Origin of the sequence: Micromonospora sp. Mcm103 (assembly GCF_024519755.1) — a bacterium.
Lineage (GTDB): Bacteria > Actinomycetota > Actinomycetes > Mycobacteriales > Micromonosporaceae > Micromonospora > Micromonospora aurantiaca.
The window spans coordinates 43,226-69,649 of the sequence record NZ_JALJRJ010000023.1 but is presented as its reverse complement, the minus strand read 5'-3'; the positions used below and the strand labels follow the sequence as shown (position 1 = coordinate 69,649).

Below are 26,424 nucleotides of genomic sequence, written 5' to 3'. Positions count from 1 at the left end.
CATGACGCTCACCGTGCTGATGAACGCCGGGCCGTGGCTGTCCGTGCCGCCGCCGGGCTACGGCGGGATCGAGAACGTGATCGCCACGCTGGTGCCGGAGCTGCGCCGGCTGGGCGTACGGGTGGTGCTCGCCTCGGTGGAGAGCAGCACGCTGCCGGTGGACGAGCGGATCGCGGTCTTCCCGGACGGCCAGTTCCACGCCTTGCAGCGGCCGTACAACCAGGTCTGCGGTGTCTCCCAGGCGCACCTGTCCGGGGTGGTGCGGGCGCTGCACGCCCGCGACGACATCGACCTGGTGCACGACCACGTGGAGGCGGTCGGCCTGGCCACGCTCGCCGCGATGGGCCCGGACGCCCCGCCGGTGCTGCACACCCTGCACTGGGACCTCGCCAAGCACCCGGAGCTGTACGGCAACCTCGACGGCGGCGACCGGGTACGGGTCAACGGGGTGTCCGCGTCGCAGCTGGCCCGCGCCCCGGAGGCGCTGCGCGCGCACTCGGTGGGACACGTGCACCTGTCCACCCCGCTCGCCGTGGACGCGGACCGGCACACGCCGGTGGCGAAGGGCGACCACGTGGTGGTCCTCGGCCGGATCAACCCGGGAAAGGGACAGGACCTGGGCGCCCGGCTGGCGCAGGAGGCCGGGTTCCGGCTGGTGCTGGCCGGTCCGGTCGGCCCGTACCACCGGCCGGAGGATCTGGCCGCGGCCGGCGACGAGGCCCGGCAGAACCCGGACGTGCGCTTCTTCTACGACCAGGTGGCCCCGTACGTCGACGGCGACCGGGTGCGCTGGGTCGGCACGGTGGCCGGGCGGGAGCGCGACGACCTGGTCGCCTCGGCGCGGGCGTCGCTGTTCCCGCTGCGCTGGGAGGAGCCGGGCGGTACGGCGGTGGTCGAGTCGCTGTCGCTCGGCACGCCGGTGGTGGCCACCTCCCGCGGCTGCCTGCCGGAGCTGATCGAGCACGGCCGCACCGGCCTGCTCACCGGCGACGAGCGGGAGCTGGGTGACCTGGTGCTCGCCGCCGCCGGGCTGGAGCCGGCTGCGTGCCGGCGCGAAGCGGCCCAGCGGTTCACCCCCGCCCGGATGGCACAGCGGTACGTGGAGCTGTACGACCGGGTCCGGGCGGGCGTGACGAAGCCGCTGCAGCCCGCCTGATCCCCCGCGAGCACGTCCACCGGCCCGGCCGCCCCGCGCGGCCGGGCCGGCGTTTGCGCCCGCCGGCCGAGGGAAACCGGCGCTTCCCGCGGTGGCGAGGAGGCCGGCGTGACGAACTCGATGGCGCACTCCCGGGCGCGGCGCAACCCGGCCGACGGGCGGGCTCCGGTACGCCGGGTCGCCTCGGGGTTCGCCGTGCTCCTGCTGCTGCTCGGCGCGCTGGGTTTCGTGCCGGGCGTCACCAGCCACTTCGCGGATCTGCGCTTCGCCGGCCCGGGTTCGGGCGCCCGGCTGTTCGGTGTGTTCCAGGTCTCGGTGGTGCACAACCTGGTGCACCTGGTGCTCGGCGTGGCCGGGCTGGTGCTGGCCCGTACCGTCGCCGGGGCCCGCGCGTTCCTGGTCGGCGCCGGCGCGGTCTACCTGGTGCTGTGGCTCTACGGGCTGGCGGTCGACCGGCGCGACGCGGCGAACGCGCTCGCGGTCAACCGGGCCGACTCGTGGCTGCACCTGCTGCTGGGCGCCGCCATGCTGGCGCTGGGGCTGCTCGCGGCGCGGCGCGGGGAGCGCCGCTGACCTGCGCCCGGCGGCCCCGATGCCCGGTTTCGCCGGTCCCGGGCCCGGGTACGTCCGTAGTCCTCCGGCTGTGGGAGGCGGCGACCGCCCCGGCCGGGCGGCCCTCCCCCGACGAGGGCGGCCCTCCCCGACGAGAAGGAAACGAGGCGGCGATGGTGACCCGGATCAGGTGCGAGGTCCGCGACGAGTCGCCGGTCACTGTCGTACGGCTGGCCGGAGCGCTCGACCTGGGGACGATGCGCGCGGTGCACGAGGTGCTCGACAGCTGCCTCGCCGCGCAGCCGGACGCCCTGGTGGTCGACCTGGAGGAGATCGAGGTCGGCGAGCCGCTGGCGCTGTCCGTGTTCGCCGCCGCCGCCCGCCGGGCCGCCGACTGGCCGGCGGTGCCGATGGTGCTCGCCGCTCCCTGCGCCGAGACGGCGGCGTGGCTGAACGAGACCACCGCCTGCCGGGTGGTGCCGGTGCGCCGGGACTGCGCCGAGGCCACGGCGCTGGCCGGTGCGGCGGCGTCGCCCCGGCTGCGGGCCCGGCTGGAGCCGGTCGCCGGCGCCTGCCGGCGGGCCCGGGAGCTGGTCACCGAGGCGTGTGGCAGGTGGAACGTGCCGGAGCTGGCCGGCCCGGCGTCGCTGGTGCTCAGCGAGCTGGTCGGCAACGTGGTGCGGCACGCCGGCACCCCGATGCAGGTGACGCTGACGCTGCGCCGGCCGTACCTGCGGGTGGCGGTGATGGACGGCAGCCCGGCCGACGCGCGCGCCGCGAGCAGCCGCGACCCGCGTGCCGAGGGTGGTCGCGGGCTGATGCTGGTGCGGGAGCTCACCCAGCGCTGGGGCAGCACCCCGGTCGGCGCCGGCAAGGTCGTCTGGGCCTTGCTCCCGGCTAATTGACCGAATTCTCCGCTCTCGCCTGGTTACATGGGCAGAGGGCCGGGTACGCCCGCCCGTCCTGTCTGTCGTCACACGGGGTGAGATGCCATGCCCAAGCGGGTAGTCACGGAACCGGCACGAGACCGGGGGCCCGCGATCCTCGCGCCGGCCCGGTTCGGGGGATTCCCCGGGCCCGTACGGGAGGCGGTGAAGGGCAACGCGCTGTGGCGGTTGCTGCGCACCACCGACGCCAAGCAGATCGGCCTGCTCTATCTGATCACGTCGTTCGGGTACTTCATCGTCGGCGGGATCCTGGCGTTGATCATCCGGGCGGAGCTGGCCCGGCCGGGGATGCAGATCGTCTCTCCGGAGCAGTACAACCAGATGTTCACCATGCACGGCACGGTGATGCTGCTGCTGTTCGCCACCCCGCTGTTCTTCGGGTTCGCCAACTACCTGGTGCCGCTGCAGATCGGCGCCGCCGACGTGGCGTTCCCCCGGCTGAACGCGTTCGCGTACTGGCTCTACTTCCTGGGCGCGCTGATGGTCGTGGGCGGGTTCGCCACCCCGGCCGGCGCGGCGGACTTCGGCTGGACCGCGTACACGCCGCTGAGCACCTCGCAGCACTCCCCCGGCGTCGGCGGGAACCTGTGGGTGGTCGGCCTGGCCGTGTCCGGCCTGGGCACGATCCTCGGCGCGGTCAACCTGATCACCACGATCGTGACGCTGCGCGCGCCGGGCATGACCATGTTCCGGATGCCGATCTTCACCTGGAACGCGCTGCTCACCAGCGTCCTGGTGATCTTCGTGTTCCCGCTGCTGGCGGCCGCGCTGATGGCGCTGGCCTCGGACCGGCTGCTGCACTCGCACGTGTACGACTCGACGACCGGCGGGCCGATGCTCTGGCAGCACCTGTTCTGGTTCTTCGGCCACCCCGAGGTGTACATCATCGCGCTGCCGTTCTTCGGCATCATCACCGAGATCATCCCGGTGTTCTCCCGCAAGCCGATCTTCGGCTACACCGGCCTGGTGCTCGCCACCATCGCCATCACGGTGCTGTCGATGACGGTCTGGGCGCACCACATGTTCGCCACCGGGCAGGTGCTGCTGCCGTTCTTCAGCATCCTGAGCTTCCTGATCGCGGTGCCGACCGGGGTGAAGTTCTTCAACTGGATCGGCACCATGTGGAAGGGACAGATCACGTTCGAGACGCCGATGCTGTTCGCCGTCGGCTTCCTGGTGACGTTCCTGCTCGGCGGCCTGACCGGGGTGCTGCTGGCCAGCCCGCCGGTGGACTGGCACGTCACCGACACCTACTTCGTGGTGGCGCACTTCCACTACGTGATGTTCGGGACGATCGTGTTCGCCGCGTTCGGCGGGCTCTACTTCTGGTTCCCGAAGATGACCGGGCGGCTGCTCGACGAGCGGCTCGGCAAGATGCACTTCTGGACCATGTTCATCGGCTTCCACGCCACCTTCCTGGTGCAGCACTGGCTGGGCAACGAGGGGATGCCCCGCCGGTACGCCGACTACCTGCCCGGCGACGGCTTCACCACGCTGAACACGATCTCCAGCATCGGCTCGTTCGTCCTCGGCGCGTCCACGCTGTTCGTGATCTGGAACATCTGGAAGTCGTGGCGGTACGGCGCGATGGTCACCGTGGACGACCCCTGGGGCTTCGGCAACTCGCTGGAGTGGGCCACCACCTGCCCGCCGCCGCTGCGCAACTTCGACCGGATGCCGCGCATCCGCTCCGAGCGGCCCGCGTTCGACCTCAAGTACGGACCGCTCGTGTCCGACCTGGGCCGGGACCTGCCGCAGCGCACCACCAAGCCGCCGCAGAGCTTCAGCGAGGAGATGCACCACGAGCGGCACCTGCCGGAGTCACCGTCGGCCGGCGGCGCGTACGGCGCCCACGAGGCGGTGGAGTTCCATCCCGCGCCGCAGTCCGGGGCCCGGCCGGTGGAGGTGCCGGAGCCGGAGGACGTGCGCCGGCCCAGCTTCGAGGAGACCGACGAGCCGGAGGGCAGCGCGCTCAACGCCGAGCGCGACGACCAGCCCAACGACAGGTGGCGGCACCCGCGCGGGCACGGGGACACCCCGGAGAACTGAGACACCGGCGAGGGCCGGGGCCGCCGGGCGCCGGCCCTCTCGTCGTACGCCACCGCGCCGGCTCCCCGTGGTGGGGAGCCGGCGCGGTGGCGCGTGCGTCAGTCGGCGGCCGGCAGTCCGGCCGCGGCCAGCGACCGGCGTACCGCCGGCTGCACCCGGGTCAGCCGCAGCGGCACCCCGGTACGCGCGGCGGCCTCCCGGCCGGCCATCAGCGCGGCGATCCCGCCGGCGTCGAAGCCACCGGCCCCGACCAGGTCGACCACCACCTCACGGGGCTGCCCGGTGACCGCCTGGAGCACCGCCCGGCGCAACTGGTCCGCGCCCGCCCGGTCCACCTCGCCGCCGACCTCGACGACCACCCGGTCGCCGTTCTGCTTCACCGAGATCCGCGCCTTGGCCGGTTCGGCCTCGGCCGCGCCGTTCTGCCAGGGCGGCGGCGCGTCGGCGAGCATCGCCTGACGCAGCCAGGTCAGCGCCCGCGACAGCAGCCGGGACACGTGCATCTGCGAGATGCCGAACCGGGCGGCGATCTCCGCCTGGGTCTGGTTGCCGTAGAAGCGCATCGCCAGGATGCGGCGCTCCCGCCAGGGCAGCCGGTGCAGCAGGCCGCTGACGGTGACCCGGTCGTCGACGGACTCCAGCGCGTGGTCGGACTCACCGACCAGGTCGCCGAACTCGGCCGAGCTCTCCCCGCCCACCGGCGCGTTCAGCGACGCCGGGCTGTACCCGGCGGCCGACTCCAGCGCGGCGAGGATCTCCTCCTCCGGCGTCTCCAGCCGGGCGGACAGCTCGGCCACCGTGGGCGCGCGGGACAGCTCGCTGGTGAGCGTCGCCGTCGCCTGTCCCACCTCGAGGATCAGGTCCCGCAGCCGGCGCGGCACGTGCACACCCCAGGTGCGGTCGCGGAAGTGCCGTTTGATCTCGCCGACGATGGTGATGGCCGCGTACGCGGTGAACGAACCGCGTTCCGGGTCGTACCTGTCGACGGCGTTGACCAGGCCGAGACGGGCCACCTGCTCCAGGTCCTCCAGCGGCTCACCACGCCCGCGGTAGCGGCGGGCGAGCCGGCCGGCGAACGGCAGCGCGAACCGGACCAGGTCGTCCCGCGCCTCCTGCCGCCGCTCCGGTGGCAGGCCCTCGATCCGGGCCGCGTACGCGAGCGCCGCCGCGTCCAGGTCCTCCAGACCCCGGTCGGTGGTCGGTGGTGTGGGTGTGGTGGTCTGTCCGAACATCCGCGCCCCCTCGCCGAAGAGCCCCCGCCCGGTCGGAACCGGTCGTGCGCGTGGTCGGACCACGCACCGGGTGAGGAAGTTGGGTTACGTGACGGATACGTCGAAAGCGGTGGCTGCCCGCCGCACGGCGTCGTGGGCCGTTTCGCGGCGAGCGGTCTTCCCGCTCCGTAGGTACTCAATCACGGACCGCAGGATCGCGAGGAAGTTTCGCCAGGTTGGGCCGGCAGGCCGGTCCAGGCGGCGGTTCAGGAGACCAGCAGGCCCTGGTGTGCGCCCGCGTCACGCAGCGCGGTGAGGGCCTCGGCCATCCGCAGCGGCGGTGGCGCGGGCAGGTCGCAGGGCTGGTTGCGCAACACCTCCGTGGCACGTCGGGTGGGTACCGAGGCGACCGGGTAGCCGCGCGCGGCACCTCGGTCCAAGGCCCGTCGCTTGCGCCCGAAGCCGGCCACCGCCAGCCACTGGGGCAGCCCCGCGGACGCGGGCGAGCGCAGGCCGGGCGGCTCGGGCAGCACGTCCACCGAGCTGAACGGCTCGCTGCCGGCCAGCCACCACTCGACGCCGGCGACCCGGCGTGCGGTGGCGTTCTCGCACCAGTACGGCACCAGGCCCGCCCGCAGCACCTGCGCCGGGTCGAGGAGCCGGCCGCACTCCACCACCAGCCGGTTGCCGGTCTTGCCGGCCCGCCGCAGCCAGCGCCGGTACAGGTCGGCGGTCACCGCGCTCAGCGCGTCCGGCTGCGGCACGACCACCCGGTACAGCGGATGCCCGTACCGGTCGCCGAGACAGCGGGCGTCGTGCTCGAAACCGGACTCCACGCCGTGTTCGGCGAACGCGCCCGCCACCGTGACCTCCGGCGCCGCCCAGCGCGTCTCGTCGCCGCCGGCGGCGCGCAGCACCTGACCGAGCGCGCGGGCGTCCGGGTGGAAGTCGACCGGGTCCAGGCCGCCGGCCGGGCAGCCGGCCTGGAAGCTGTGCCCGTCGCCGCCGTCGCGGACCGGCCAGGTGCGGGCGTCGTGCAGCAGCAGCACCGGCGCGGCCGGTTCCAGCCGGTCGGCCAGGAAGCGCGCGTACGCCTCCGGCAGGGTGCGCCAGCGCACCGCGAACGTCACCGCCGCGCCGGCCGCCGCGCCCCGGCTGGCCGGGCAGTGCACCTGGCGGACGTGCACACGCGGGTTGCCGTCGAGCAGCCGGGCGGCCAGCGTGGCGCCGTGCGCGTACGCGGCGTCGGGGCGGTCCACCGCTCCCCGGGTCCACTGCCCGGCCAGTTCGAACCCGGCCGGGAGCCAGGGCACGCCGAGCGCCGCCGCGAGGTGGGCGGCGGCGCCGTGCGGCGAGCCGAGCACCACGCCGGGGAAGCGCCGGTCCGGGTACTGATCGGCGAACCACCCGGCGACCCGTTCGGCGTCCACGGCGGCGATCTGGCCGGCGGTGAGCGCCGCCCGCCCGGCGGCCCGGACGGCGGCGGCGCGGCGTACCGGCTCGGGCGCGCCGGTGAGGCGGGACAGCGCGCCCGGGTGGCCGAGGTCGCCGCAGTCGTCTCCGCGCAGCGCCCGGGCGGTCGCGGCGACCAGGATCCGGGCGGCGCTGCCGGCCGCCACCACCCGCTCCGCGGGCAGGCCCGCGCCGCTGACCCGTTCGACTCGTTCGCTCACCACGCGGCCCGGCTTCCCGTCCCTCTGGGGTCTAAACGGGGCATCTCCCCACGGGTCAGGACCAAGGCCCGCCCGGTACCGGCACCGCCCGCGACACCCAGGTACGCCGTCGCGCCGCGTGCCCGCCGTCGCGGGCGGGTTTGGGCCGGACCGGGACGGGCACTGCACGGCGCATGCCCGACGACGAGAGCACCCCGGCGGCGACCATCACCCCGTACCGGGACGGACCACTGCTGGTACGCGGCGACTTCGCGCTCGTCACGCCCGAGGGCACGCCGATCGAGACGCGCCGGGGCACGGTGGCGCTGTGCCGGTGCGGCAAGAGCGCGATCAAGCCGTTCTGCGACGGCACCGCACAAGGTGGCCGGTTTCCGGGCCGGCAGCGACCGCGCACCCTGACCCCGAACCCCCGCGCCCCTTCCCCGCGATCTTGCACTTTGGTACCCGGCAAACGTAGCGAACCGGGCATCCTGAGGGCCCGAACTGCAAGATCGCGGGGGCGAGGGCGGGGGCGGGGCCGGGGCCGGCGAGGGCGGGGGCGGGTCAGGCTGCGGCCAGGGTCTCGGCTCGCGGGCGCAGGGACGACTCGCCGGCGGACCAGGCGGTGAGCAGGTGCGCGGCGAACAGGGCGTCCAGCGCCAGCGCGGCGGCGGCGCCGAACAGCACGTCGGACGCGAGCGCCGGCTCGGCCCGGACCAGCCCGCCGCACATGTCGTACGCGGCGATCTGCTCGTGCACGGCGTCGGCCTCGACGTGCTCGTCGTAGAAACGCGTGGCGACCGCGTCGAAGCCGAGCCGGCGCAGTCCGTTGCCGTAACGGCGGTTCGGCAGCGACGAGGTCATCTCGTACGCGGCCAGGTGCCCGAGCAGCGCCCCGCGCAGCCGCCGGTGCAGGCCGAACAGCGACATCAGGTTGTTGGTCGCCAGTGTCACCGCGGGCACCCGGTCCAGGTGGGCGGCGTAGCCGGTGTCCAGGCCGAGCCGGTCCATCGTGGTGCGGAACAACTCGGCGTGCATCAGGTCCAGCCGGCCGTTGCCGTACTCGTCGGTCTGGATCTCCACCAGCGCCGCCTTCGCCGGGCCGCCGAGCCGGGGCAGCGCCCAGCTGTGCGGGTCGGCCTCGCGCAGGTGGTAGATCGAGCGGTGGACGACGAACTCGCGGAACCGGTCGAGGTCGGCGCGGCGCTGCAGCGTGGCGGCCAGTGGCGGGCCGTCGTCGGCGGCCACCAGGTCGGCCAGCGCACCCGGCACGCCGCCCGGCAGCACCGCCGGCGGCGGGCCGGCCAGCTCGCGCAGCGCCGCCTCGAACGGCCGCTCGGCGCGGGCGCGCAGCGCCAGCAGCGACGGCTCCCACTCCCACGCCTCGTCCACGCCGGACCAGCCCCGGTAGTGCAGCTCGTAGCAGAGGAACAGGGTGAGCTGAAGGTCGTCGTCGGTCAGCGGCGCGGCCACCGCGCCGAACCCCGCGCCCAGCCCGGCCGGCAGCTCGCGCGGAGCGCCGCTCAGCGCGGCCCGCAGCGCGGCGGAGACCGGCCCGCGCGCCGCGGGCAGCGGAGCGGGGCCGTAACGGCTGTCGGCGGCGACGGACATGGTGACCTCCCGGGACGGTTGCGCCCAGTCGCAGTGCCCCGCCCCGATGCCGCTAAACGACTTCGTCGGCCGCGATGGCCTCGGTCTGGATCACCCGCTCCCGCACCCGGCGGGCCGCGTCCCCGTCGGCCACCAGGCCGCGCAGGTCGGCCAGCGCCGGTTCGGGCGCGTCCAGCGTCACGGCCGGGTCCACCACCGCCTCCAGGACGGCGGGCCGGTCGGCCGCCAGCACCTCGTCCCAGGCGGGTCCGACCAGGTCCGGCCGGTCCACCCGGACGCCGTGCAGCCCGAGCAGGCGGGCCCACCCGGCGTACGGCACCTCGGGCCCCCGCTCCCCCGGTGACCGGCCGCCGCCGACGCCGGACTGGTCCCTGTTGTTCAGCACCAGCACGATCAGCCGCGGATCGCGCCACCGCGTCCAGTGGTGCGCCACAGTGATCAACTCGGCCAGGCCGTTGAGCTGCATCGCGCCGTCGCCGAGCAGCGCGAGCACCGGCTCGTCCGGGCGGGCCAGCTTGGCCGCTACCGCGTACGGCAGCGCACAGCCCATCGAGCCGAGCGTGCCGCACAGCCGCGCCTGCACCCCCGGCGGCAGCTCCAGGTGCCGGGCGTACCAGTAGACGACCGAGCCGACGTCGACGGCGACGGAGGCGTGCCGGGGCAGCCGGGTGGACAGCTCGCGGAGCACGAGCCGCGGGTCGACCGGGTCGGCGGGCGTGGCGGCGCGCTCGGCGGCGGCCTCACGCCACCGGTCCACCATCTTCTCCACCAAACCGCGCCACTCGCGGTGGGGATTCTCCGGCACCCGGGTCAGCAGCGCCCGCAACGTCTCGGCGGCGTCACCGACCAGCGGCACGTCCACCGGGTAGCGGGTGCCGACGCGCCGGCCGTCGATGTCGATCTGGATGGTGCGTACCTGGCCCGGCAGTGGGAACCAGTCGGTCCACGGATCGTTCGTGCCGATCATCAGCAGCGTGTCGCAGGAGCCCATGAGCTGCGCGGCGGCGGTGGTGCCGACCTCGCCGAGCACGCCGGTGTGGAACGGCAGCCGCTCGTCGAGCACCGGCTTGCCCAGCAGCGAGGTGGCCACGCCCGCGCCGAGCCGGTCGGCGAGCGCGACGATCTCCTCGGCCGCGCCGTGCGCGCCCTGGCCGACGAGCATCGCCACCCGCCGCCCGTTGCCGAGCAGCGAGGCGGCGGCGTCCAGGTCGGCGTCGTGCGGCAGCACCCGGGCCAGCGGCTCGCCGGGCGTCGCGGTGACCACCCCGGCGGTCTGCGGCAGCAGGTCCGGTACGGCGGTGACCTGCAACGCGCGCGGCAGCACCACGCAGGTCGGGCTGCGGGTCGCCGCGGCGGTACGGAACGCCTGGTCCAGCAGCGCCGGCACCTGTTCCGGGCTGCGGCCGTAGCGGACGAACTGGTTGCACACGTCGCCGAAGAGCCGGCTCAGCCCGATCTCCTCGTGCGCGCCGCCGAGCGGGCCGGTGACGTCCTCGCCGATGATCGCGACCACCGGCTTGCTGTCGAGCTTGGCGTCGTAGAGCCCGTTGAGCAGGTGCACCGCGCTCGGGCCCTGGGTCGCCAGGCACACCCCCACGCCGCCGGTGAACTTCGCGTGCCCGGTGGCCATGTACGAGGCGGTCTCCTCGTGCCGGGCGGGGACGAAGGCCGGGTCCCCGCCCGCGTCGTCGAGCGCGCCCACCAGCGGGGCGATCGCCGCGCCCGGACAGCCGAACACCCGCGGCACGCGCCAGGCCCGCAGGCGTTCGACCACCAGGTCGGCGACGATGCGCTCAGCCATTACCCCGCCCCGGCGTGCTCGCGTCGACGTAGCGCAGCACCGCGCCGACCCCGTCGGTCAGCTCCGGTGCCTCCTCGGGCGCGAGCACCGTCAGGTCCGCGTCGGTGCCGATCAGCGCGCGCAGCAGCGCCGCGTCGGCGCGTACCCGCTGGGGGTCGGCCACCGACATGCCGGCCAGCTGCCCCGGGTCGGTGGCGATCTCGGTCGGCTCGGGGCCCACCCACAACTCGCCGTCGGCCGACGGGTCGTCCACGATGAGCATGGTGTCGACCTGGTTGCGTTGCAGCGCGGAGACCACGGCGTCGAGACCGGCGCCGACGTCCTCCTGGACGCCGAAGCGGTCCAGCGCGGCGGCGATCCGCCGGTCGGCGACCTCGGCGACGGTCTGCACGGTGATGTCGTCCATCAGCGTGTCGTCGGCGCCCACGTCGCGGGCGCCCGCGTCGGTGCGGACCAGCACGTCCTGCCAGCGGGCGGGGAGCTGGGCGGCGATCATGCCGGTGGCCCGGACGTCCCCGGCCACCACGACGACGTCCGCGCCGACGCGCTCGGCCAGGTCGGCGGTTGCCGCGGCGGCGTCACCGGCGTTCTGGTGCCACGCCTCCATGGCGGCGCGCTGGTAGCGGGACTGCGACCAGCCACCCGGCTGCACCCGGCGCAGCTGGCGGCTCTGCCCGCCCTGCACCTGGGCCCGCCGGGGCACCCCGCCGGCGCTGACCGCCATGGCGTCCGCGCCGGTGCGGTCGGCCAGCACCCGCACCCAGGCCACCTGTTCGCCCCGCTGGGCCACGAGCGGCATGGTGTGCGGCAGCGCCGACCAGCTCGCCAGGTCACGCAGCGGCGGTGCGGACAGGTACTCGGTGAGCACCACGCGGCCCCGGCTGGCGAACACGGCGATGCCGTAGTCGCCGGGCATCGGCTGGTGCCGGCGGACGACCTCCTCCACCGCCTCGACGGTGACCGGGTCGGCGCCCTGCCCCAGCAGGTCGCCCTTGAGGGCCCGCCAGCGCAGGTCGACCTGCGCTCGCGCGTCCTGGGTGTCGCGGGAGGCGTCCATGTACACCGAGCACCACGGCCCGGGACGGTCGTAGAGCGGGCGCAGGAAGGACAGCTGCATGCTCGACCCCTTTCCGGCTCGGCCGCACGCATACCCGCGCCCCGGCGGAGTTCACCTGCCGGCCGCCCGGGCGTGACCACCGTTCATTCACGTCGTTCAACCCGAAGGGCCGATACCATCTGTGCACGGAACGGGACTCTCGGTGGTGAACATGGATACGGAGTTGTACACCCGACGCGTCGTCCACCCGACGGAGCGTGTCGTCACCGGGCGTCTGGTCCGGTTGATGGAGGGTTACGCCCGGGAGGTCCGGGTCGGGCAGCCCGCGCTGGTCGCGGTGCTCACCGCCGCGGGGGTGGTGGGGCTGCTGCTGAAGGTGGTGCGCGCGTTGCTCAGCAGTGGCGGCGGCGGGGCTCGGCGCAGCTTCAAGGAGCTGAAGAAGGGGCCGGAGTTCCTGGTCACCCCGGTCCGGGTCCGCGACGCCACCGGCCGGCTGGTCGAGGTCGAGTTGCACGGCCACCTGCCGCAGAGCGCGCTGCACCCCGGCGACCACGTCCAGCTCACGCTGCGGGCGCAACGCGACGAGGACCTGCCGCCGCGGATCGAGCGGATCGTCAACCTGACCACCGGGCAGCTGCTCACCCCGCGTACGGCCACGCTCTGGTCGCACCTGGGTCCGGCGCTGCTGCTCCAGGCGATGCTGGGCGCCGTGCTGCTGTTCGGCGTGGCCGCCTGCTCGGCGCTCACCTAGGTTTCCCCGTCACCGGTGGTGGGCACCGCTGCGGCCATGTTCCCCGGTTTCACGCTCACCGAGATCGACGTCGGCGCGGTGCGCCTGCGCGTACGCCACGGCGGCTCCGGGCCACCTGTGGTGCTGCTGCACGGGCACCCGCGTACCCATGCGACCTGGCACCGGGTGGCGCCGCGGCTGGCCGCGCGGCACACGGTGATCTGCCCGGACCTGCGCGGCTACGGCGGCTCGTCGAAGCCGCCGAGCGACCCGGAGCACACCGTCTACTCCAAGCGGGCGATGGCCGCCGACGTGGTGGGCCTGCTCGACGCGCTCGGCCACCGCCGGGCCGCCGTGATCGGCCATGACCGCGGCGCGTACGTGGCCATGCGGACCGCCCTGGACCATCCGGACCGGGTGAGCCGCCTCGGCGTGCTGGACGGGGTGCCGATCGGTGAGGCGCTGGCCCGCTGCGACGCCCGGTTCGCCGCCCGCTGGTGGCACTGGTTCTTCCTCGGCCAGCTCGCCAAGCCGGCCGAGCGGGTCATAAACGCCGACCCGGACGCCTGGTACGGCGGGTCACCGGAGGAGATGGGCGAGCAGGCGTACGCCGACTACCGGCGGGCCATCGGTGATCCGGCGACGGTGCACGCCATGTGCGAGGACTACCGGGCCGGGCTCGGGCCGGACCGGGCGGCGGACGACGCCGACCGGGCCGCCGGGCGCCGGATCGGCTGCCCGGTGCTGTTCGCCTGGTCCGAGCGCGACGACATGGTCGACCTCTACGGCGACCCGGCCGCGATCTGGCGCGACTGGGCCGACGACGTGCGGACCGCGTCGATCCCGTCCGGGCACCACATGGCCGAGGAGGCGCCGCGGGAGCTGACCGACGTGCTGGCCGGTTTCCTCGCGGAGGAGGCCGCCGCGGTCAGCGACCGGCGGGGGTGAGCGACTGCTCCACCGGAGCCGGGGCGTCGAGCAGGCCCCGGCGGTTCGCCCAGCGCTCGAACAGCACTGTGGCGAACGGGGGCACCGCGCTGGCCAGGGCCAGCCCGGTCTGCACGAGCGTCCAGCGGCGCCGCCGGGCCACCACGAGCGTCAGCAGGCCGTAGACCACGAACAGCGCGCCGTGGATCGGGCCGAAGATCTTCACGCCGATCTCGTTGCCGGGCGGGCCGTACTTGACCGCCATACCGGCCAGCAGCGCCGCCCACGAGCAGCCCTCGGCGAACGCCGCCACCACGAACGCCCGGATCCACCCGTCGCGCATTCCGCCACTCCCCTTTGCCGTCGGCGGCCATGCTAGCCGCCCGGGCCGGGCCGCCCGGACGGAACCCGCAGCCCGGCGACGGGGATCACCGGGGCCGCCACGGGGTACAGAAAAGGGCCTCCGGGCCTTTCCTGACCCGCCACTCCGTGCGAGGTTGGGGAGAACCAACGGTGACAGGGTGGTGACCATGGGCGAGGACGTCGGCGTGCGTACCTTCAGCCGGGAGGACCGGGCCCGCTATCGCGAGAAGGTCCGGCGGTGCCTGGACGTGTTCGCCGAGATGCTGCGGGAGTCCCGGTTCGACGTGGAGCGGCCGATGACCGGCCTGGAGATCGAGCTGAACCTGGTCGACGACGGCTTCGACCCGGCCATGCGCAACGCCGACGTGCTGGAGGCGATCGCCGACCCGGCGTTCCAGACCGAGCTGGGCCAGTTCAACGTGGAGATCAACGTCGAGCCGCGGCGGCTCGCCGGGACCGGCACCGCCGCGTTCGAGGAGCACGTCCGGGCCAGCCTGAACGCCGCCGAGGAGAAGGCCCGGACGGTCGGCGCGCACATGGTGATGGTCGGCATCCTGCCGACGCTGCGCCCGGAGCACCTGACCGCCGAGACGCTGTCGGCGAATCCCCGGTACGCGCTGCTCAACGAGCAGATCTTCGCCGCGCGCGGCGAGGACCTGCCGATCGCGATCAGCGGGGTGGAGCGGCTGGCCACCACCGCCGACACGATCACCCCCGAGGCGGCGTGCACCAGCACCCAGTTCCACCTCCAGGTCAGCCCGGCGCAGTTCGCCGACTACTGGAACGCGGCCCAGGCGGTCGCCGGCATCCAGGTGGCGCTCGGCGCGAACTCCCCGCTGTTCTTCGGCCGGGAGCTGTGGCGCGAGACCCGGGTGCCGCTGTTCCAGCAGGCCACCGACACCCGCGCGGAGGAGATCAAGGCCCAGGGCGTACGCCCGCGGGTGTGGTTCGGCGAGCGCTGGATCACCTCGGTGTTCGACCTGTTCGAGGAGAACGTGCGCTACTTCCCGGCGCTGCTGCCGGTGTGCGACCCGGAGGACCCGGCGGCCACGCTGCACAGCGGCGGCGTGCCGAAGCTGGCCGAGCTGCGGTTGCACAACGGCACCATCTACCGGTGGAACCGGCCGGTCTACGACGTGCTCAAGGGCCGGCCGCACCTGCGGGTGGAGAACCGGGTGCTGCCGGCCGGGCCGACGGTGCTGGACACGGTGGCGAACGGCGCGTTCTACTTCGGCCTGGTCCGGGCGCTCGCCGAGTCGGACCGTCCGCTGTGGTCGCAGATGTCGTTCAGCGCGGCCGAGGAGAACTTCAACGCCTGCGCCCGGCACGGCATCGATGCCCAGGTGTACTGGCCGGGGCTCGGCTACCTGCCGGTGACCGAGCTGGTGCTGCGCCGCCTGCTGCCGATGGCCCACCACGGGCTGGACCGGTGGGGCCTCGACCCGGCCGAGCGGGACCGGCTGCTCGGCATCGTCGAGCAACGCTGCCTGACCGGCCGCAACGGCGCGACCTGGCAGGTGGAGACGCTGCACCGGCTGGAGTCGGCCGACCACATGGACCGGCCGGCGGCCCTGCGCGAGGTGGTCCGGCACTACGTCGACCTGATGCACAGCAACCGGCCCGTGCACGAGTGGCCCATCCCCTGAGCCGGGCCGCCCGTCAGCGCAACGCGGTCACTGTCGCCCGCGCGGCCTGGGCGACCAGGGCGTCGTCGGGCTTCGCGTCGCGGCCGTCGCGACTGGTCATGACCGCCAGCACGATCGGCGCCCGGTCCGGCGGCCACACCACGGCGATGTCGTTGCGGGTGCCGTACCCGCCGGTGCCGGACTTGTCCGCCACCTGCCAGCCGGCCGGCACGCCGGCCCGGACCAGCCCGCTGCCGGTGGTGCTGGCCCGCATCCAGCCCAGCAGCAGGTCGCGGTCCGCGGGCCGCAGGGCCTCCCCCAGCGTGTACGCCCGCAGCGAGCCGGCCAGCGCCCGGGGCGTGCTGGTGTCGCGCTCGTCGCCGGGCGTGGCCGCGTTGAGTTCCGGCTCGGTACGGGCGGGCCGGGTGACCGAGTCGCCCACCTCCCGGAGCGCCTGCGCGAAGCCCGCCGGGCCGCCGAGCGCGTCGAACAGCAGGTTGCCGGCGGTGTTGTCGCTGTACCGCACCGCCGCCTCGGCGGCGTCCCGCAGCGTCATCCCGGTCTCCACGTGCCGTTCGGTCACCGGGGAGTGCGCCACGAGGTCCGCGCGCCGGTAGCGGACCACCCGGTCCCGGTCGGTGTCGGTCGTGGCGGCCAGCATCGCACCCGCCGCGAGCGCCTTGCAGGTCGAGGCGTACGCGAACCTCTCGTCGGCCCGGTGAGCGAGGGTACGGCCGGTGCCGGTGTCGAGGGCGAAGACGCCGACCCGGGCGCCGAAGCGCCGCTCCAGTGCCGCCAGCTCGGCCGGCGCGGGCACCGGCTCGGCGCTCGGTGTCTCGCTCGGTGTGGCCGTGGCGGTGGACGCGGCCGGGGCGCTGGTGGGCGGCGCGGCTTCGGGCCGGTCCTTCGTGCAGCCGGCCATAAGAGCCGTCGCCGCGAGCATCGCCGCCGCGAGCACCTGCCGTCGGATCATCCGTTTCCTCCCCCGTCGTCCGGACCACGCCGTTCTCGGGTCATTGTCGCCGATCCCGGTCGGGCCGGCAGACCGCCGTCTCTCGGCCGGCGCGGCGGGTCAGCCCGCGACGGCGGCGAACGTGACAGCGCCCGCCGCGGCCAGCGGCAGCGCCACCGCGGCGGCCAGCAGCCGCACCCGGGCGGACCGGCCGATCAGCACCACGAGCAGCGCGGCGAGCGCGAGGTCGATCGCCACGTTCCACCACGCTCCGGGATAACCGGACCGCGCTTTCAGCGCGAACCGCAGCGCCTCCTCGACGAAGACGGCCACCGGCAGGGCGGTCCCCACGATCCGCCGCCATCCCTCGGTCCGGGCCCAGATGCCGGCGACGCCGAACACCACGCCCGCCACCACGCCGAACGCCATCCAGGCGATCGAGGTGGGCGACCAGATCACGGCGAGGTCGTCGCCCTGGAGCAGCGTCGCCGCCAGGTAGTAGCTGGGCACCGCGACGATCAGCAGGACGCTGGCGGCCACGGCGGCGCGCACCGCGCCCGACCGGATCCACCAGCCCAGCGCGAACGCGGCCACCGCCCAGGTGGCGGTGGAGTTGCCGAGTTCGGCGAAGGGGAACGGCACCCACTTGATCCAGACGAAGTCCAGGAAGCCGAGCAGGAAGCCGGCGACGGGAACGACGAGGGCGACGGCGCGACGCGAGGGTGGCATGCGAGGGAGGATACATACTCGGTATGCTCTCCTCGCCGACAGGGCGGCGCTACGAGGCCAGGCGCCGCTCCGACGGCGCGAGACGCACCGCGGCGTCGGAGTGGTTGATCTCGGCCCACACCTCGTCGAGGGAGAGGCCGAGGACGTCGGCGATGGCCGCGATGGTGGGGAACGCCGGCGTGGCGACCCGGCCGGACTCGATCTTCCGGAGCGTCTCCGGGGAGACACCGGCGTCGAGCGCGGTGAGCAGCATCGAGCGCTCACCGCGTGCGCGGCGCAGGAGCGCACCGAGGCGCTGCCCGCGCTCGACCTCGGCGGGGGTGAGGGGCAACCGGACCATGCCAGGATTCTAATACCGGGATAACATGGCCGGGATACTTATTGGTTCTGTGAGGAAGGCGCCTGCATGATCGAGATCCTGAGCCGCACCGACGTCCGGCGGGCGCGGGACACCGGCGCCCTGGTCGCCCACATCCTGCAGACGTTGCGCGGCAGCACCACCGTCGGCACCAACCTGCTCGACATCGACAGGCAGGCCCAGCGCATGATCGCCGAGGCCGGGGCGCAGTCCTGCTACGTCGACTACGAGCCGTCGTTCGGGCGCGGCCCGTTCGGCCACTACATCTGCACCTCGGTCAACGACGCGGTGCTGCACGGGCTGCCGCACGACTACACGCTCGCCGACGGCGACCTGCTGAGCCTCGACCTGGCCGTCTCCCTGGGCGGGGTGGTGGCCGACTCCGCGATCAGCTTCGTCGTCGGTGACACCCGGCCGGCGGAGAGCGTCGCGCTCATCGACGCGACCGAACGGGCGTTGCAGGCCGGGATCGCCGCGGCCCGCCCCGGCGCCCGCGTCGGCGACCTCTCGTACGCCATCGGCTCGGTCCTCACCGAAGCCGGGTACACGGTCAACACCGAGTTCGGCGGCCACGGCGTCGGGTCGACGATGCACCAGGACCCGCACGTGTCGAACACCGGACGGCCCGGTCGCGGCTACACACTGCGGCCCGGGCTGCTGCTGGCGCTGGAGCCGTGGGTCATGGCGGACACCGCCACGCTGGTCACCGACGCCGACGGGTGGACGCTGCGCAGCGCGACCGGCTGCCGTACCGCACACAGCGAGCACACCATCGCCATCACCGACGACGGCGCGGAGATCCTGACGCTGCCGAAGCCGTGAACGTCGCTGCGGCAGGCGTCCGCAGCTCTCCCGCGTTCCCGCCGACGCCGCGTCCTCAAGCGGCCGTGCAGCGCTCCCGCAGCGTCTGCACGCCGGGGCCGGTGAGGTCGTCGCAGTAGGCGGCCCGCCCGGCCATCGCCATCATCAGCGCGAGCGTGGTGCCGCTGGCCAGCGGGCCGGCTCCGGCGCTGAACGGCCCGTCGGTGGCCTCCACCCGCAGGCCCTCGATCGCGCTGCGCCCGGCCACCGTGAAGTCCCGCCCGGCGTAGAACCGGACGACCGGCGTGACGGCCTCGACCGACGGCGTACGGGTCAGGCCGAGCGGACGCCGGATGTCCTGGGCGTGCACGACCACCTCACCGAGCCACGCCTCGGTCGGCCCGAACGTCGACGTGGTGCTGCCGACGATCCGGCGGAACCGGCCCAGCGTCTCCCCCGGGTCGGCGCCCAGGTGCTCGGCCAGCCGGCGGTCGTTGTGCAGATCGAAGTCGAACCGGGCGCCGAGCACGCTGGCGAGCCACCGGACGCGGCCGACGCTCGCCGCCGCCGTCATGTGCGCGAGCGTCTCCTGCACCGTCCACCTGCCGCACAGCGTGCGCCGGGCCCACTGCGCCGCGTCGAGATCGGCGAGGTCGTCGGCCAGGGCGGCGCGCTCGGCATGCGCGAGCGCCCACAGCTCGTTTCGGCCCAGGTTGTCGGACATGGGGAACCTCCAGAGTCGGTCGTCAGAGGTTGGACCGCACCGCCTCGGCGAACTCACCGCTCCCCGCCCGCCGATCTTGGAGTTGTGGTGGTTCGCGAACCGGACATCTGCGACCTTCGAGGCGCCACAACTCCAAGATCGGCACCGACGGCCGGAGGCCGCGCGAGCCGTCAGAGCGCCACGATCGCGGCCGACTCCGGCGGCAGCTCGACGCCGTCGCGCATCACCGTGACGCCCTCTGACGTGGTGAGGAGCACGCGGCGTACCACGCCGGGCAGGTTGATCCGCTGCGCCCGGCCGGCCAGGTTCGCCACCACGAGCGTCTCGCCGCGCCGCATCACCAGGAAGCGGTCGCCGTGGCGTACGTCGACCCGGTCCAGCCGCGGGTCCGACAGGTCGGCCCGGGAGCGGCGCAGCGCGATCAGCCGCCGGTAGAGGTCGTACGTCTCGCGGTGCTCCGGCTTGTCCAGCTCGGCCCAGTCCAGCCGGGACCGCAGGAACGTCTGCGGGTCCTGCGGGTCGGGCACGTCCTCGGTGGCCCAGCCGTGATCGGCGAACTCGCGGCGGCGGCCGGTGGCGACCGCCGCGGCGAGTTCCGGCTCGGGGTGGCTGGTGAAGAACTGCCACGGCGTGGAGGCCGCCCACTCCTCCCCCATGAACAGCATCGGCGTGAACGGCGCGGTCATCAGCAGCGTCGCGCCGACCCGCAGCAGGCCGGGCGACAGCGTGGCGGAGATCCGGTCGCCGGTGGCCCGGTTGCCGATCTGGTCGTGGTTCTGCAGGTACGCCACGAAGCGGTGGCCGGGGGTGCGCTGCCTGTCGACCGGGCGGCCGTGGCTGCGGCCCCGGAAGCTGGACCAGGTGCCGGCGTGGAAGAACCCGCCGGTCAGCACGTCGGTGAGGCACTCCAGGGAGCCGAAGTCGCCGTAGTAGCCCTGCCGCTCACCGGTGAGCAGCGTGTGCAGCGCGTGGTGGGCGTCGTCGTTCCACTGGGCGTGCAGGCCGTACCCGCCCGCCTCGCGGGGCGTGATCAGGCGCGGATCGTTGAGGTCGCTCTCGGCGATCAGCGACAGCGGCCGCCCCAGGTGCGTCGACAGCGCCTCCACCTCGGCGGCGACCTCCTCCAGCCAGTGCACGGCCCGGTCGTCCGGCATGGCGTGCACGGCGTCCAGCCGCAGCCCGTCGACGTGGTAGTCACGCAGCCAGCCGAGCACACTGTCGGCGATGTAGCGGCGTACCCCGTCGGAGTGCGGGCCGTCCAGGTTGACGGTGCGGCCCCAGGTGTTGCTCTGCTCGGTGAGGTACGGCGCGAACCGCGGCGCGTAGGCCCCGGAGGGCCCGAAATGGTTGTAGACGACGTCGAGGATCACCCCCAGGCCCTTGGCGTGGGCGGCGTCGACGAACCGTTTCAAGCCGTCCGGGCCGCCGTACGGCTCGTGCGGGGCGTACCAGCAGACACCGTCGTAGCCCCAGTTGTACTCGCCGTTGAACGCGTTGACGGGCAGCAGCTCGACCATGTCGACGCCGAGGTCGACGAGGTGGTCGAGCCTGGCGATCGCGGCGTCGAACGTGCCCTCGGGGGTGAACGTGCCGATGTGCAGCTCGTACAGCACGCTGCCGGGTAGTTGCCGGCCGGTCCAGGCGGCGTCGGTCCAGCCGAACGCGGCGTGGTCGTAGAGCCGGCTGGGCCCGTGCACCCCGGCCGGCTGCCAGGCCGAGCGGGGGTCGGGCAGCGCCTGGTCGTCGTCGTCGAGCAGGAACGCGTAGTCGGTGCCCGGCCCGGCGTCGGGCACCTCGACCCGCCACCAGCCGTCCGGCCCCTGACGCATCGCGTGGTCGGCGACGCCGGGCAGGCGCAGCCGCACCCGCGCTGCCTCGGGCGCCCACACCGTGAACTCGGTCATGCGGCGGCCTCCACAGAGTCGGTGGGTGCGAGGAGGGCGACGGGATAGGTGCTCAGCAGATCATCCAGGAGCAGCTCAGAACCACTGTAGACCCGTCCGGTGAACAAGTCGGTGCACTCGTGAACGGGAAGTGACACGGTCGTGTCCCGCCAGCCGCCGGAGCGGGCCAGCCGCAGCGGCAGCCGGGTCGCCACCGCGACCGCGCCGCCCCGGTCGAAGGCCACCGCGTGCGCGGCGGCCGGGCCGCGCGCCGGCACCGGCCGGTAGCCGCCGAACAGGTCCGGGCGGTCGCGGCGCAGCCGCAGCGTCCGGGACACCACGAGCAGCTTGGCCGCGCCGTCGCCGGCGACCGCGGGCCGCCGGCCGGCATCGAGCCGGGCCAGCATGTCCCGGCGTACGGCGAAGTCGACAGGCCGCCGGTTGTCCGGGTCGACGAGCGAGTTCTCCCACAGCTCGGTGCCCTGGTAGACGTCCGGCACGCCGGGCATGGCGAGCTGCACCAGCTTCTGCCCGAGGGCGTTGGACCAGCCGGGCGGGGTGATCTCGGCGGCGAACGCGGTGATCTGGGCGTGCAGTTCCGGGTCGTCGTACATCCGGTCGACCAGGGCGTGCAGCTCGTGCTCGAAGGCCGGGTCCGGGTCGGCCCAGCTGGTGGTGACCGATGCCTCCCGGGCGGCCTTCTCGGCGTACCCGTGGAGCCGTTCCCGTTCGATCGGCCACGCCCCGACGGCGGTCTGCCAGAGCAGGTGGGCCAGCGCGGGGTCGGCCAGCGGCGCGCGCGACATCCAGTCGGCGACCCGCTCGGCCCAGCGGCCGGGCAGCTCGGACAGCACCGCGAGGCGGGCGCGGACGTCCTCACCGCGCTTGGTGTCGTGGGTGGACAGCGCGGTCATGCTCGCCGGCCAGCGCACGTGCCGGCTGGCGGCGAAGCGGTGCAGCTCGGCCGGGGGCACACCGAAGTGGGCCGGGCTGCCGCCGACCTCGTTGAGGGCGACGAACCGGCTCCACCTGTAGTACGCGGTGTCCTCCACGCCCTTGGCCATCACCGCGCCGGTGAACTGCGGGAACCGGGCGGCCAGCTCGTGGCCGGGGTCACGCAGCCGGGCGGTGACCTGGTCGAGGACGCCGGTCAGGTCGGGGCGGCGGCGGCCCGCTTCGCTGCGGGCGGCGGCCAGGTGCCGGGCGCCGGAGGGCGGATAGCCGCGGTAGACCGGGAAGCAGGCGGCCAGCTCGGCCAGCGCGGCGCGGACCTGCTCGCCCGGCAGCTCCGGCACGAGCGCGGCCAGACGGGTCAGCTCGGCGGCGAGCAGCCGGGTGGCGGCCTCCAGCTTGGTGGCGTGCGTCAGGTCCGGCCAGGAGGTGTGCCGCCCGGTCAGCCGGCCGTCGAGCGTGGTGAACTCCGGTTCGGCGTCCGGGTCGACGAACAGCCCGGACACGGCGGCCAGCGCGTCGTAGCCGGTGGTGCCGTCGACCGGCCAGTCCGGCAGGTCCTCGCCGTACTCCAGGATCTTCTCCACCACCAGCCAGCTCTCCGGCGCGGCGGCGCGCAACCGGGCCAGGTAGCCGGCCGGGTCGCGCAGCCCGTCCGGGTGGTCGACGCGGATGCCGTCGACCTCGCCGGCGTCGACCCAGCGCAGGACCTCCGCGTGGGTGGCGTCGAACACCTCCGGGTCCTCCACCCGCAGGCCGGCCAGGTCGGACACGGCGAAGAACCGGCGGTACGTCAGCTCGGCGTCACCGCGCCGCCAGTTCACCAGCTCGTAGTGCTGCCGGTCGTGCACCTGGCGGGGCGTGCCGTCGCCGGTGCCGTCGGCGACCGGGAAGCGGTGCTCGTGGTAGCGCAGTTCCCCGTCGACGAGCTTCAGGTCGTCGAGCGCGTCGGCGGTGTCGGCGAGCACCGGCAGCAGCAGCCGCCCACGGTCCCAGTCGATGTCGAACCAGCGCGCGTACGCCGAGTCGCGGCCCCGCCGCAGCACGTCCCACCAGGCCGGGTTGGCGTCGGGCCGGGCGACCCCGGCGTGGTTGGGCACGATGTCCACGACCAGGCCGAGCCGGGCCGCGCGCAGCGCCCGGACCAGCCGCGCCCGGGCGGCCTCGCCGCCGAGCTGCGGGTTGACCGCACGGTGGTCGACCACGTCGTAGCCGTGCGTGGAGCCGGGCGTGGCGGTGAGCAGGGGCGCGGTGTAGAGGTGGGTGACGCCGAGCGCGGCGAGGTAGCCCGCCAGCTCGGCCGTGGTGTCCAGGTCGAAGCCGGGCCGCACCTGGACCCGGTACGTCGAGCGGGGGGTGTCGGGCATGGGTCAGGCCGTCCTCTCCAGGACCAGCAGCGAGCGGTCCGGTACGCAGACCGTGCCGCCCGCCTCGACCAGTGTCGTCTTCTCCGGGTCGGGTTCCGCGGTGCTGATCACCAGCTCCCACCGGGTGCCGAACTCCTCGCCGGGCAGCGTGAAGTCCAGCGGCGCGTCGTGCGCGTTGAACAGCAGCAGGAACGAGTCGTCCCGGTGGCGCTGGCCGTACTGGCCGCGTTCGCCGATGCCGTCGCCGTTGACGAACAGGGCCACCGAGCGGCCGAAGTCGTTGCCCCAGTCCTCGCCGGTCATCTCCCGGCCGTCCGGGGTGTACCAGGCCAGGTCGGGCAGCCCGGAACCGGCGGCGCGGCCGCCCACCGGCAGGCCGGTGAAGAACCGGCGGCGGCGGAACACCTGATGCCGGTTGCGGAAGTCGGTGAGCCGGCGGACGAAGTCCAGCAGCTCGTCGTCGGCCCGGTCCCAGTCCACCCAGGCGATCTCGCTGTCCTGGCAGTAGGCGTTGTTGTTGCCGCGCTGGGTGCGGCCCAGCTCGTCGCCGTGGCCGAGCATCGGCACGCCCTGGGACAGCATCAGCGTGGCCAGGAAGTTGCGCCGCTGCCGGGCGCGCAGCGCGCGTACACCGGGATCGTCGGTCTCGCCCTCGACGCCGCAGTTCCAGGACCGGTTGTGGCTCTCCCCGTCCCGGTTGTCCTCGCCGTTCGCGTCGTTGTGCTTGTCGTTGTAGGAGACCAGGTCGGTGAGCGTGAACCCGTCGTGGCAGGTGACGAAGTTGATGCTGTGGAACGGGCGGCGGCCGTCGTCCTGGTAGAGGTCGGCGGAGCCGGAGATGCGCGAGGCGAACTCGGCGAGGGTGGCCGGCTCGCCGCGCCAGAAGTCGCGTACGGTGTCGCGGTATTTTCCGTTCCACTCGGTCCACTGCGGCGGGAAGTTGCCGACCTGGTAGCCGCCGGGGCCGACGTCCCACGGCTCGGCGATGAGCTTCACCCGGCCGACCACCGGGTCCTGCTGCACCACCTCGAAGAACGTGGACAGGCGGTCCACCTCGTAGAACTCGCGGGCGAGCGTGGCGGCCAGGTCGAACCGGAAACCGTCGACGTGCATCTCGGTGACCCAGTAGCGCAACGAATCCATGATCAGTTGCAGCGAGTGCGGGCTGCGCACGTTGAGGCTGTTGCCCGTGCCGGTGTAGTCGACGAAGTAACGCCGATCCTCCTCCGAGAGCCGGTAGTAGCTGGGCGTGTCGATGCCCTTGAAGCTCAGCGACGGCCCGAGGTGGTTGCCCTCGGCGGTGTGGTTGTAGACCACGTCGAGGATGACCTCGATGCCGGCGGCGTGCAGGGCCTTGACCATGCCCCGGAACTCCTGCACCTGCTGGCCGAGGCGGCCCAGCGCGGAGTAGCCGTGGTGCGGGGCGAAGAAGCCGATGGTGTTGTAGCCCCAGTAGTTGCGCAGCCCCAGGTCGGCCAGGCGGTGGTCGTGCACGAACTCGTGCACCGGCATCAGCTCCACCGCCGTCACGCCGAGCCGCTTGAAGTGCTCGATCATCACCGGTGAGGCGATCGCCGCGTACGTGCCGCGCAGCTCCTCCGGGATGCCCGGGTGGCGCATGGTCAGGCCGCGCACGTGCGCCTCGTAGATCACCGAGTGGTGGTACGGGGTGCGCGGCGGCCGGTCGTTGCCCCAGTCGAAGTACGGGTTCACCACCACCGACTTCGGCATGTACGGCGCCGAGTCGGCGGTGTTCATCCGGTCCGGGTCGCCGCCGACCTCGTAGTCGTAGACCGACGGATCCCAGGTGATCTCCCCGTCGACGGCCTTCGTGTACGGGTCGAGCAGCAGCTTGTGCGGGTTGCAGCGCAGCCCCTCGGCCGGGTTCCACGGCCCGTGCACCCGGTAGCCGTAGCGTTGGCCGGGCTCGACGCCGGGGATGTAGGCGTGCCAGACGTACGCGTCGACCTCGCGCAGCTCCACCCGCCGCTCGGTGCCGATGTCCCACTCGTCGAACAGGCACAGCTCGATCTTCTCCGCCACCTCGGAGAAGATCGCGAAGTTGGTGCCCATCCCGTCGTACGTGGCGCCGAGGGGGTAGCTCTCGCCCGGCCAGACCTGCATGTCGCTCCTTCGGCCCATGATCGTGAGCGCACCGGACAGGGGGAACCGCCGATGCGCACGCCGGTGATGCCCCGTCGCACGCCCCGTCAATCCACCCGTTCGGACCGTAACCGAAATCCGCCCTCGTGGGGCCGGGTGTCACGTTCGGGTGCCCGTGTCACGCCCAGCTCGCCGTCCCGGCATTCTCCATACCGGCGTCGGCGGAATACGCAGGTCACTTCACAGTAGAGGGTCACCCGCATTCATTGACGCTCTCCCCCACTTTATCTTCTCGTTACATCGCCTTCACACGATCAGAAAAGGGGGCAATTGATCCGACGACTCATCGTTCGGCCCCACCTGAGCAGGGATTTCTCGAATAGTGGATCTGGAGCTACGCCGCGTCACCGCCCGGAATCTTTCCGTTCCCGACCGGCCGCCACCTGCGCTGATTGACGATTCCGCCTCGCTTTATCTCTCCGTTACATCAGCGCGGCGCCGATCCCACCAGGACCGGCCTACGCTTCGTTCCACTGTCCACATCGATCCGAAAAGAGGATGAATCGATGGGTGAAAGCAGGAACGTGTCGATCGACCTGTCCGACCTGGACACCACGGCGGTCTCCTGGTCGGGCGCCGGTGACGAGGCGTCGGCGGGGCTGTACGCCATGCCGGCGGCCGGCGGGATCACGCTGACCGACCCGTCCGCCATGGGCAAGGGCTCCTGCGGCGGCGCCGCGTGCCAGGGCCGGCCGATCCAGTGGTGCTGCGTCAACTGCCACTGATCATCGCGGAGCCGCCGGCCGACGCCGGCGGCTCCGTCCCATCGTCGGCGCGGCCGGTGGTCCGGCTCGTGAGATAAGCGGAGAGGTACG

At 73.7% G+C, this 26,424-nt stretch carries 24 protein-coding genes; 10 read left to right on the top strand and 14 right to left on the bottom strand.

The window, feature by feature from the left end; genetic code table 11:
* Position 1 precedes the first annotated feature (1 nt).
* From OC439_RS24920 to ctaD, 4 genes are all read left to right on the top strand, one after another.
* Entirely contained in the window at positions 2–1,156 is a 1,155-nt protein-coding gene (locus OC439_RS24920) for a glycosyltransferase (protein WP_262015557.1), read from the top strand.
* Positions 1,157–1,276: 120 nt separating this feature from the next.
* Entirely contained in the window at positions 1,277–1,729 is a 453-nt protein-coding gene (locus tag OC439_RS24915) for a DUF4383 domain-containing protein (protein ID WP_262015589.1), read from the top strand.
* 152 nt (positions 1,730–1,881) lie between these two features.
* The gene (locus OC439_RS24910; protein ID WP_262015556.1) at positions 1,882–2,613 is read left to right on the top strand and encodes an ATP-binding protein; all 732 of its coding nucleotides are present in this window, start codon (positions 1,882–1,884) and stop codon (positions 2,611–2,613) included.
* 87 nt (positions 2,614–2,700) lie between these two features.
* Entirely contained in the window at positions 2,701–4,704 is a 2,004-nt protein-coding gene (ctaD, locus tag OC439_RS24905) for a cytochrome c oxidase subunit I (RefSeq protein ID WP_262015555.1), read from the top strand.
* Between the two features lie 98 nt (positions 4,705–4,802).
* Here ctaD and OC439_RS24900 read toward each other — a convergent pair whose 3' ends face one another.
* The 3 genes from OC439_RS24900 to OC439_RS24890 all read right to left on the bottom strand — a co-directional run bounded on the left by OC439_RS24900 (position 4,803) and on the right by OC439_RS24890 (position 7,922).
* The gene (locus tag OC439_RS24900; protein ID WP_262015554.1) at positions 4,803–5,936 is read right to left on the bottom strand and encodes a SigB/SigF/SigG family RNA polymerase sigma factor; all 1,134 of its coding nucleotides are present in this window, start codon (positions 5,934–5,936) and stop codon (positions 4,803–4,805) included.
* Positions 5,937–6,181: 245 nt separating this feature from the next.
* Entirely contained in the window at positions 6,182–7,591 is a 1,410-nt protein-coding gene (locus OC439_RS24895; protein WP_262015553.1) for a hypothetical protein, read from the bottom strand.
* A 52-nt stretch (positions 7,592–7,643) separates the two neighbouring features.
* Complete coding sequence (locus OC439_RS24890; protein ID WP_262015592.1) at positions 7,644–7,922, bottom strand: hypothetical protein; 279 nt, start codon at positions 7,920–7,922, stop codon at positions 7,644–7,646.
* On the opposite strand from OC439_RS24890, the gene OC439_RS24885 reads away from it, so the two are divergent.
* A complete protein-coding gene (locus OC439_RS24885; protein WP_262015588.1) occupies positions 7,819–8,196 on the top strand; it encodes a CDGSH iron-sulfur domain-containing protein in 378 nt (125 codons plus the stop codon). The genes OC439_RS24890 and OC439_RS24885 overlap by 104 nt on opposite strands.
* Here the strand turns inward: OC439_RS24885 and OC439_RS24880 are convergent.
* The 3 genes from OC439_RS24880 to OC439_RS24870 are packed head-to-tail and all read right to left on the bottom strand — an operon-like array spanning position 8,132 to position 12,096.
* Positions 8,132–9,178 carry an iron-containing redox enzyme family protein gene (locus OC439_RS24880; protein ID WP_262015552.1) on the bottom strand — a complete coding sequence of 349 codons (1,047 nt, stop codon included), beginning with the start codon at positions 9,176–9,178 and terminating at the stop codon, positions 8,132–8,134. The two genes, OC439_RS24885 and OC439_RS24880, sit on opposite strands and share 65 nt — an antisense overlap.
* A 52-nt stretch (positions 9,179–9,230) precedes the next feature.
* On the bottom strand, positions 9,231–10,979 hold the full coding sequence (locus tag OC439_RS24875; RefSeq protein WP_262015551.1) for a thiamine pyrophosphate-binding protein: 1,749 nt from the start codon (positions 10,977–10,979) through the stop codon (positions 9,231–9,233).
* On the bottom strand, positions 10,972–12,096 hold the full coding sequence (locus tag OC439_RS24870; protein WP_135239893.1) for a Vms1/Ankzf1 family peptidyl-tRNA hydrolase: 1,125 nt from the start codon (positions 12,094–12,096) through the stop codon (positions 10,972–10,974). Before OC439_RS24870 ends, OC439_RS24875 begins: the two co-directional genes overlap by 8 nt.
* Positions 12,097–12,247: 151 nt before the next feature.
* On the opposite strand from OC439_RS24870, the gene OC439_RS24865 reads away from it, so the two are divergent.
* Both OC439_RS24865 and OC439_RS24860 read left to right on the top strand, forming a co-directional pair.
* Positions 12,248–12,787, top strand: a complete 540-nt coding sequence (locus tag OC439_RS24865; protein WP_410054955.1) for a hypothetical protein — start codon at positions 12,248–12,250, stop codon at positions 12,785–12,787.
* A gap of 36 nt (positions 12,788–12,823) precedes the next feature.
* Positions 12,824–13,714 carry an alpha/beta fold hydrolase gene (locus tag OC439_RS24860; RefSeq protein WP_262015587.1) on the top strand — a complete coding sequence of 297 codons (891 nt, stop codon included), beginning with the start codon at positions 12,824–12,826 and terminating at the stop codon, positions 13,712–13,714.
* Here the strand turns inward: OC439_RS24860 and OC439_RS24855 are convergent.
* Positions 13,695–14,036, bottom strand: coding sequence for a DUF3817 domain-containing protein (locus OC439_RS24855; protein ID WP_262015549.1), 342 nt, complete (start codon positions 14,034–14,036; stop codon positions 13,695–13,697). The genes OC439_RS24860 and OC439_RS24855 overlap by 20 nt on opposite strands.
* Positions 14,037–14,223: 187 nt before the next feature.
* Here OC439_RS24855 and OC439_RS24850 point away from each other — a divergent pair, with 187 nt between their 5' ends.
* Positions 14,224–15,702, top strand: coding sequence for a glutamate--cysteine ligase (locus tag OC439_RS24850; protein ID WP_262015548.1), 1,479 nt, complete (start codon positions 14,224–14,226; stop codon positions 15,700–15,702).
* A 13-nt stretch (positions 15,703–15,715) separates the two neighbouring features.
* Here the strand turns inward: OC439_RS24850 and bla are convergent, their stop codons facing one another.
* The 3 genes from bla to OC439_RS24835 all read right to left on the bottom strand — a co-directional run bounded on the left by bla (position 15,716) and on the right by OC439_RS24835 (position 17,702).
* Complete coding sequence (gene bla / locus OC439_RS24845) at positions 15,716–16,654, bottom strand: class A beta-lactamase (protein WP_262015547.1); 939 nt, start codon at positions 16,652–16,654, stop codon at positions 15,716–15,718.
* Between the two features lie 99 nt (positions 16,655–16,753).
* The gene (locus tag OC439_RS24840; protein WP_262015546.1) at positions 16,754–17,362 is read right to left on the bottom strand and encodes a DUF6518 family protein; all 609 of its coding nucleotides are present in this window, start codon (positions 17,360–17,362) and stop codon (positions 16,754–16,756) included.
* Between the two features lie 49 nt (positions 17,363–17,411).
* Positions 17,412–17,702: a helix-turn-helix domain-containing protein gene (locus OC439_RS24835; protein ID WP_262015545.1), complete on the bottom strand. Its 291-nt coding sequence runs from the start codon at positions 17,700–17,702 to the stop codon at positions 17,412–17,414.
* Between the two features lie 66 nt (positions 17,703–17,768).
* Between OC439_RS24835 and map the strand changes: the two genes are divergently transcribed.
* On the top strand, positions 17,769–18,542 hold the full coding sequence (gene map / locus OC439_RS24830; RefSeq protein WP_262015544.1) for a type I methionyl aminopeptidase: 774 nt from the start codon (positions 17,769–17,771) through the stop codon (positions 18,540–18,542).
* Between the two features lie 55 nt (positions 18,543–18,597).
* On the opposite strand, the gene OC439_RS24825 is transcribed toward map, so the two are convergent.
* The 4 genes from OC439_RS24825 to glgX all read right to left on the bottom strand — a co-directional run bounded on the left by OC439_RS24825 (position 18,598) and on the right by glgX (position 25,570).
* Positions 18,598–19,245: a maleylpyruvate isomerase family mycothiol-dependent enzyme gene (locus OC439_RS24825; RefSeq protein WP_262015543.1), complete on the bottom strand. Its 648-nt coding sequence runs from the start codon at positions 19,243–19,245 to the stop codon at positions 18,598–18,600.
* Between the two features lie 170 nt (positions 19,246–19,415).
* Positions 19,416–21,149 carry a malto-oligosyltrehalose trehalohydrolase gene (treZ, locus tag OC439_RS24820; protein ID WP_262015542.1) on the bottom strand — a complete coding sequence of 578 codons (1,734 nt, stop codon included), beginning with the start codon at positions 21,147–21,149 and terminating at the stop codon, positions 19,416–19,418.
* On the bottom strand, positions 21,146–23,446 hold the full coding sequence (gene treY / locus OC439_RS24815) for a malto-oligosyltrehalose synthase (RefSeq protein WP_262015541.1): 2,301 nt from the start codon (positions 23,444–23,446) through the stop codon (positions 21,146–21,148). The genes treZ and treY overlap by 4 nt, the downstream gene beginning before the upstream one ends.
* 3 nt (positions 23,447–23,449) lie before the next feature.
* Complete coding sequence (glgX, locus tag OC439_RS24810) at positions 23,450–25,570, bottom strand: glycogen debranching protein GlgX (protein WP_262015540.1); 2,121 nt, start codon at positions 25,568–25,570, stop codon at positions 23,450–23,452.
* A gap of 545 nt (positions 25,571–26,115) precedes the next feature.
* Here glgX and OC439_RS24805 point away from each other — a divergent pair.
* Entirely contained in the window at positions 26,116–26,334 is a 219-nt protein-coding gene (locus tag OC439_RS24805) for a hypothetical protein (protein WP_262015539.1), read from the top strand.
* Positions 26,335–26,424: the final 90 nt, after the last annotated feature.

What these genes read in the sequence shown, in the direction of transcription:
- OC439_RS24825 (WP_262015543.1), bottom strand. Translation starts at nt 19,245, where the DNA reads ATGTCCGACAACCTGGGCCGAAACGAGCTGTGGGCGCTCGCGCATGCC.
- OC439_RS24915 (WP_262015589.1), top strand. Translation starts at nt 1,277, where the DNA reads ATGGCGCACTCCCGGGCGCGGCGCAACCCGGCCGACGGGCGGGCTCCG.
- treY (WP_262015541.1), bottom strand. Translation starts at nt 23,446, where the DNA reads ATGCCCGACACCCCCCGCTCGACGTACCGGGTCCAGGTGCGGCCCGGC.
- treZ (WP_262015542.1), bottom strand. Translation starts at nt 21,149, where the DNA reads ATGACCGAGTTCACGGTGTGGGCGCCCGAGGCAGCGCGGGTGCGGCTG.
- OC439_RS24850 (WP_262015548.1), top strand. Translation starts at nt 14,224, where the DNA reads ATGGGCGAGGACGTCGGCGTGCGTACCTTCAGCCGGGAGGACCGGGCC.
- OC439_RS24860 (WP_262015587.1), top strand. Translation starts at nt 12,824, where the DNA reads ATGTTCCCCGGTTTCACGCTCACCGAGATCGACGTCGGCGCGGTGCGC.
- OC439_RS24900 (WP_262015554.1), bottom strand. Translation starts at nt 5,936, where the DNA reads ATGTTCGGACAGACCACCACACCCACACCACCGACCACCGACCGGGGT.
- OC439_RS24920 (WP_262015557.1), top strand. Translation starts at nt 2, where the DNA reads ATGACGCTCACCGTGCTGATGAACGCCGGGCCGTGGCTGTCCGTGCCG.
- glgX (WP_262015540.1), bottom strand. Translation starts at nt 25,570, where the DNA reads ATGCAGGTCTGGCCGGGCGAGAGCTACCCCCTCGGCGCCACGTACGAC.
- OC439_RS24865 (WP_410054955.1), top strand. Translation starts at nt 12,248, where the DNA reads ATGGATACGGAGTTGTACACCCGACGCGTCGTCCACCCGACGGAGCGT.
- OC439_RS24835 (WP_262015545.1), bottom strand. Translation starts at nt 17,702, where the DNA reads ATGGTCCGGTTGCCCCTCACCCCCGCCGAGGTCGAGCGCGGGCAGCGC.
- map (WP_262015544.1), top strand. Translation starts at nt 17,769, where the DNA reads ATGATCGAGATCCTGAGCCGCACCGACGTCCGGCGGGCGCGGGACACC.
- OC439_RS24910 (WP_262015556.1), top strand. Translation starts at nt 1,882, where the DNA reads ATGGTGACCCGGATCAGGTGCGAGGTCCGCGACGAGTCGCCGGTCACT.
- ctaD (WP_262015555.1), top strand. Translation starts at nt 2,701, where the DNA reads ATGCCCAAGCGGGTAGTCACGGAACCGGCACGAGACCGGGGGCCCGCG.
- OC439_RS24855 (WP_262015549.1), bottom strand. Translation starts at nt 14,036, where the DNA reads ATGCGCGACGGGTGGATCCGGGCGTTCGTGGTGGCGGCGTTCGCCGAG.
- bla (WP_262015547.1), bottom strand. Translation starts at nt 16,654, where the DNA reads ATGATCCGACGGCAGGTGCTCGCGGCGGCGATGCTCGCGGCGACGGCT.
- OC439_RS24880 (WP_262015552.1), bottom strand. Translation starts at nt 9,178, where the DNA reads ATGTCCGTCGCCGCCGACAGCCGTTACGGCCCCGCTCCGCTGCCCGCG.
- OC439_RS24870 (WP_135239893.1), bottom strand. Translation starts at nt 12,096, where the DNA reads ATGCAGCTGTCCTTCCTGCGCCCGCTCTACGACCGTCCCGGGCCGTGG.
- OC439_RS24840 (WP_262015546.1), bottom strand. Translation starts at nt 17,362, where the DNA reads ATGCCACCCTCGCGTCGCGCCGTCGCCCTCGTCGTTCCCGTCGCCGGC.
- OC439_RS24875 (WP_262015551.1), bottom strand. Translation starts at nt 10,979, where the DNA reads ATGGCTGAGCGCATCGTCGCCGACCTGGTGGTCGAACGCCTGCGGGCC.
- OC439_RS24805 (WP_262015539.1), top strand. Translation starts at nt 26,116, where the DNA reads ATGGGTGAAAGCAGGAACGTGTCGATCGACCTGTCCGACCTGGACACC.